Source organism: Pseudomonadota bacterium (assembly GCA_010028905.1).
Taxonomy (GTDB): Bacteria; Vulcanimicrobiota; Xenobia; order RGZZ01; family RGZZ01; genus RGZZ01.
The window spans coordinates 1-5,953 of record RGZZ01000316.1; the positions used below are offsets into that span (position 1 = coordinate 1).

Sequence of the window (5,953 nt, forward strand, 5' to 3'; positions counted from 1 at the left end):
TTGAGCGCATATGTGCTCAACAACCGAGAATTGAGCGCATATGTGCTCAACAACCGAGAATTGAGCGCATATGTGCTCAACAACCGAGAATTGAGCGCATATGTGCTCAACTGCTGGACCCACACTGACCGCCTGGTTGCAACCTGCCTGGAGACCTGCTCCACGTCGGGGGCTGCAGACGCACCGCCGGCACAGCTCGCCATCCTGCCGAGCGCACGAAGGCGGTGCTTACCTGCGCGAGTGACCGTCACTCCACCTCAGCACGCAATGGAGCGCCTCCACAGCACCCGGTTGGCGATGACACGGAGAACGGTTCTGAACCAGGACATCCACCGCACAACGCGACGCCCCATGAAGCCTCAGCAGCAACCCTCTCCATCCCGCCTCTCCATCAGAGCAAATACGCCTCGCCTGCGCGTCCTCCGCAGCCGCACGACCGCAGGATCCTCCCCGAGACGAAGTCGGCGCCCACGGGAAGCGCACGCACGGCCCTGCTTCAGCGGTCAGGTCCGCTGGCAATCGCCATCGAAGGAACGCTGTGGAAGCGGGGGGAATATCGAGCACCGCAGCCTCCCTCGCGACTGGGGCTGTCAGAGCGTCAAGCGCCCTCTCGCGCAAGATCGCACCGCGCACGACCGCAACCACCGCGCACGACCACGACCACCACGCACGACCACGACCACCACGCACGGCCACGCGACGGCGGCACTCGCCGGGAAGAGAGACCTCGACAGTTGCGCGAGAAGCCTGAACTGCCCGCGAATTCGGGAGACCCCTACGAAGCCTTCTACAGCGACTTCGAGACGCCATTGATGCACACCCTGAGACGGGAGATCGATGGCGAGGACCTCGGTCTGCACTCGTTTGGCACCCCGCAGGAGCTGCGGCTCGACGTGGCTCGCCTGAACCTCACGGCATCGAGCTGCATCGCCGATCTGGGCTGCGGGGCCTGCGGCGCGTTGACGTTCATCCTGGCGACCGTGGGATGCCGCGGCATCGGCGTGGACAAGAGTGCGGCCGCGCTGCGCGCCGCTCAGCTCCGCGCCGCCGTGCAGGGTGTCGCCGACCGGATGGATACGAAGGAGGGCGACCTCGACGCGCCCATGCCCTTTGCAGACAGCGCTCTTGACGCGGTTCTGACCATCGATGCCGTCTGCCACGTTCGTGATCGACCCGCCTTCTACCGGGAGGTGGCCCGCGTGCTGCGTCCCGGTGGCCGTTTCCTCTGCGCCGACCCTGTTGTGCTGACCGGGTCGGTGTCGAACGAGGAGCTCCAGAGACGCACGTCCTGGGGCTACACCCAGGTGGTGGCGCCGGGATGGAACGAGCGGTGGCTCGGGGCCGCCGGACTCCGACTCGTCGACAGCCAGGACAGAACAGCAGGCGTCGTCGGTACCAGCGAGCGCAAAGCCGAGGTCTATGCCGCGCATCGTGCCGAGCTGGAGCGCGAAGCGCCCTGGTTCGGGTATGCGCGGCGACAGGTCTATCTCGAGACCGCTGCCAGGCTTGCCCGTGACGGTTCCCTCGCCCGCATCGTGTACCTGGCCGTGCGGGACGCCGGGCCTTCCTGACAGCTCGTCGACCCCAGCCCGGAACCGCGCAACAGGACGGCGCTCTCGCGTTCGAGCCCACGGGTGCGGGTCACATCGTGGAGGAAAGAGGCGGCCTCGAGCCTCGGCTGATGGCTCGCTCCTGCGCCGGGTGCGCGGGGCGGCAACGCTGGTCGGCCCCAGATGCGCGAGGTGGAGTCGCCTGCACGCGCCCTGTGACGAGACGTTGACGGCGGTTCCAGAGATCCGCCAGCGGGTCGGCTATACTCGCGCAAGCATCGACCCTGCGTGAGGAGCCCTCCCATGATTGTTCGTTCCACCGCCCTTTGCCCCGCAGCGCCGCGCGCAATCGCCGGCCCGCAGCTGCCCGCGCCCGACGCCAACGGTGACTATCGCCTCCGAACCCTGCACACGCGCTGGCGGGTCACCGATTCTGACACAAAAGGCCTCAACGGTAGGCTCTCGCCGGAGTTCCCCCCCGACTACGACCATCTCGACGCGAAATGGCCCGTCTCGCCGGACATCGATAGCTGGCCAGTGACCGCGAAATTCGCGCCAGGTACGACGCTGACCGCCGTCACCGGAAACATGGGCGTGATCATCCTGAACGATGCCCAGGGAGACCCCTGGCTGATGGTGCGGAACGAGCGCGCCACCGACGGCGCGTTCAGCTTCGTGCGGGCCAACACGTCCTACATCGAGCCCTGCAGATGAGCACGATGAGGAGACCGTCAGGAACCCCATCGCATCGTCTCGTCCGCTCGCCCTGACAACGCCGCTCAACGCCGCGTCACTGCTCAATGTGGCGCGGGCGTCGACCCTGCCTGCGCGGGCGTCGACCCTGCCTGCGCGGGCGTCGACCCTGCCTGCGCGGGCGTCGACCTTGCCTGCGCGGGCGTCGACCCTGCCTGCGCGGGCGTCGACCCTGCCTGCGCGGGCGTCGACCCCGCCGCTCGGCACCGTCTCCACCCCGCCGCGCTCCAGGCCCCAGGGGTACGTGGCGACCCCTCTGGGAAGCGCCGCGATCGGCGCTACGGGCCTGGCTCCCTTGGTCGGGGTCACCCTGGCGTCGGCCGCACTGAACCTGCCCTTCAGCATCTACTCGGCCCTGGCCCTGACGGCGCTGGTTGCAGCACCCCCTGTCATTATCGCGGTCAAGAACCCGATGTTCGAGCACGCGGAGAAATCGTATCTCGAGACCGGCAAGGGCAATGCATTCGCACGCCCCTACTTCACCGAGGCCGAGACGGTCTGGCGCCCGTAGTCCGAGTCTCCCTGAGGGTGACGCGACCCTCGACCCTGCAGCTCTTGCAGGCAACCCGCGAACGCACGCCGAAACCTGACGAACCCCGCGGTCGGTCGTGCAACGCCTCGGTTGTCACCGTCTCCCGGGTCGCGCACGGCCCCACGGCCGTCGAACACGAAGGGAGAACCACGGCCCGATGAGCTCCAAGTCCGGATTGAAGCGCAGCGAGACCCGCGAAGAGGTGCTCGAGCGCCAGAAGAAGTTCCTCTTCCCCGCGGTCATCACGTACTACAACGAGCCCCTCCCCATCAAGCGCGGACAGGGCCACTACGTGTGGGACTTCAACGACCGCAAGTACCTCGACTTCTTCGGCGGCATCCTCACGGTGAGCGTGGGGCACTGCAACCCGCACGTGAACAGCCGCATCCACGCGCAGAACGACACGCTTCAGCACGCGTCGACGCTCTATCCCACGGGCCCGTCGGTCGACCTGGCGGCACGTCTGGCCGAGATCGCCCCTGGCGACCTCTCGCAGACGTTCTTCACCAACTCGGGAACCGAGGCCGATGAGACCGCGGTCATGCTCGCCCGCATGGCCACAGGCAACCACGAGGTCATCGCGCTGCGCCACTCGTACAGCGGCCGCTCGCACCTGGCCACCACCATGACCGCGCACTCGCCCTATCGCGGGCTGCCCGACATGACCGTGGGCGTGCGCCACGCACTGGCGCCGTACTGCTACCGCTGCCCGCTCAAGCTCAAGCCTGAGAGCTGCGGCGTGGCCTGCGCGCAAGACCTCGAAGAGGTCATCCGCACCACCACGACGGGTCGCCCCGCGGCATTCATGGCCGAGCCCATCATGGGCGTGGGCGGGTTCATCACGCCGCCCAAGGACTACTTCCCCACGGTGGCCGAGATCATCCGCCGCCATGAAGGCCTGCTCATCATCGACGAGGTGCAGACCGGCTGGGGCCGCACGGGCAGCAAGTGGTGGGGCATCGAGCAGTGGGGCGTCACCCCCGACATCATGACCATGGCCAAGGGCGCCGCCAACGGCATTCCCATGGGCATCACCATCACAACACCGGACATCGCCAAGAAGTGGAAGGGGCTCACCATCTCGACCTTTGGCGGCAACCCCGTGTCGTGTGAGGCGAACATGGGCGTCATCGATGTCATCGAAGACCAGAACCTGCTCGAGAACTGCACGAAGATGGGCAACATCCTCCGTGCCCGCCTCGAGAAGATGCAAGAGCGCTTCAAGTGCATCGGTGACGTGCGCGGCATGGGGCTCATGCAGGCGTGCGAGCTGGTCACCGATCGCGATACGAAAGAGCCGGACGCCACCACGGTGAAGAAGCTGTTCGAGGCCACCCGCGAGCTCGGGCTGCTCATCGGAAAGGGCGGTCTGTACGGCAACACGCTGCGCATCAGTCCGGCCATGACCATCACCGAGGCTGAGCTGCACCAGGGGGCCGACATCATCGAGAAGGCCTTCGAGCAGGTCGCACACTGACCTCGCCGCGGCGACGTGGCAGCCCCGCAACGCGGGCGCTGCCGCCGCCGCGCGATCGCTGCCCGAGGAGAGGCGCACGCAGCCACTGTGAACCGCGTGCCGACCCGGAAGCGCTCGACCACGTCGCCCGCCAGACCGCGCCCTCGGTGGCCCCCAAGCTGCCGAGGGCGCTGTCTGTTTCGCCAGAAAAAAGGACTGCCTCTTCGCGTCGGGAATCTGGGGGGCGTCATGAGAGCCTCGTTCCCCCCCTCCGAGAGACGCACCCTGCTGGGCTTGAGCGGCGTGCTCGCCGCCCGGTTGCTGGGCTTCTCCCTCGTCCTTCCCATGTTCAGCACCTACGCCACCGAGACGCTGCACGCCACCCGCATGCAGGCGGGCATCGCCTTCGGCATCTACGGCCTGTCCCAGGCGATGCTGCAGATCCCGTTCGGCACCTGGAGCGACCGCTTCGGGCGCAAGCGCATGGTGCAGATCGGCCTGCTGGTCTTCATCATCGGAAGCGCCATCTCGGCCACGGCCTCAGACATCGTGGGCCTCACGGTGGGATACTTCCTTCAGGGCGCATCCGCCATCTCGTCGCCCATCCTCGCGTGGGTCACCGACAGCATCGACGTCTCACGGCGCAACACGGGCATGGCGGTGATCGGCATGTCCATCGGCGCCTCCATCGTGTTCGGGCTTCCCCTCTCTCCGGTGGTGGCAAGAGCATTCGGCGGCGCCGCCGTGTTCTGGGCCTGTGGCGCCCTCTCAGCCCTCGCCCTGGCCATCGTGACCTTCGGCGTGCATGATCCCGGAACAACGCCGGAAACCCCGCGTCCCACTGAGAGCCCAGGCTGGGGAGCCCTGCTGCGCGACCGGGAGATGATGACCCTCAATGCCGCCGGGTTCCTCGTCTACTTCGCCATGCGCGCAGTGTACTTCGTGACTCCCGCGGCGATGAAGGCCATGGACGTGAACCAGGGCAGGCTGTTCATGGTGGTGGGGCTCCTCGGCGCCTCGCTCATGGGCATGGGGTCGCGCCAGTCAGACAAGGGACGGGCTCGCGTCTCGGTGATGGCATCGTTCAGCCTGACGCTGGCGGGATATCTGATGATGGGCTTCGTGGCGGGCTGGACGGGGACGGTGGTGGGCTACGGCGTCTGGTTCGTGGGCTTCTGCGTGCTGCAGGCGCTGCTGCCCGGCGCCGTGTCGAAGCTGGCGCCAGCCGAAGCGCGCGGGGCAACCCTCGGGCTCTTCAACACGTGCCAGTACGTCGGAACCGCATTCGGAGGCCCCGCGGGCGGAGGGCTCGACGCGCAAGCGCTGTACGGCCTGCTGGCCGGTCTCACCGCTCTTGTCATCTGGGCCGCATCGGGCATTCGTCGGGTCGACGAGACACGGATCGCGCAGAGAGGAGCCCCCTGAATGTCCCCCCTCGTCGTCATCGTGCTCATGATCACCGCCGTGCTCCTCTGGACCCGCCTCGATCCCTCGGCGCGCGGCAGGCGCGGCGGCAGCAAGCGCTGCAATCGCTGCTGGAAGGCGGTGGATCAGCTGCAGCCCGTCATCGACGGGCGCTGCGAGTTCTGGGTCTGCCGCCTGTGCGCCGCCGAGATGGAGATCACGAACGCCCCCACCATCGACATCCCGCGGGGGTGAGAC

At 67.4% G+C, this 5,953-nt stretch carries 6 protein-coding genes and 1 pseudogene; 6 read left to right on the plus strand and 1 reads right to left on the minus strand.

Features of this window, described 5'->3' with window-relative positions; genetic code table 11:
• Positions 1-734: 734 nt before the first annotated feature.
• A complete protein-coding gene (locus EB084_17840; GenBank protein NDD30122.1) occupies positions 735-1,571 on the plus strand; it encodes an SAM-dependent methyltransferase in 837 nt (278 codons plus the stop codon).
• Positions 1,572-1,853: 282 nt separating this feature from the next.
• Positions 1,854-2,264: a hypothetical protein gene (locus EB084_17845; protein NDD30123.1), complete on the plus strand. Its 411-nt coding sequence runs from the start codon at positions 1,854-1,856 to the stop codon at positions 2,262-2,264.
• A 134-nt stretch (positions 2,265-2,398) separates the two neighbouring features.
• Here EB084_17845 and EB084_17850 read toward each other — a convergent pair.
• Positions 2,399-2,500, minus strand: a pseudogene (locus EB084_17850) (peptidoglycan-binding protein LysM).
• A gap of 47 nt (positions 2,501-2,547) precedes the next feature.
• Between EB084_17850 and EB084_17855 the strand changes: the two are divergent.
• From EB084_17855 to EB084_17870, 4 genes are all read left to right on the plus strand, one after another.
• The gene (locus tag EB084_17855) at positions 2,548-2,814 is read left to right on the plus strand and encodes a hypothetical protein (protein NDD30124.1); all 267 of its coding nucleotides are present in this window, start codon (positions 2,548-2,550) and stop codon (positions 2,812-2,814) included.
• Positions 2,815-2,992: 178 nt separating this feature from the next.
• Positions 2,993-4,312 carry an aspartate aminotransferase family protein gene (locus EB084_17860; protein NDD30125.1) on the plus strand — a complete coding sequence of 440 codons (1,320 nt, stop codon included), beginning with the start codon at positions 2,993-2,995 and terminating at the stop codon, positions 4,310-4,312.
• Positions 4,313-4,540: 228 nt separating this feature from the next.
• Positions 4,541-5,716 (plus strand): MFS transporter, encoded by a 1,176-nt coding sequence (locus EB084_17865; protein ID NDD30126.1) that lies wholly within the window; start codon positions 4,541-4,543, stop codon positions 5,714-5,716.
• Positions 5,717-5,950 carry a hypothetical protein gene (locus EB084_17870; protein ID NDD30127.1) on the plus strand — a complete coding sequence of 78 codons (234 nt, stop codon included), beginning with the start codon at positions 5,717-5,719 and terminating at the stop codon, positions 5,948-5,950.
• Positions 5,951-5,953 lie beyond the last annotated feature (3 nt).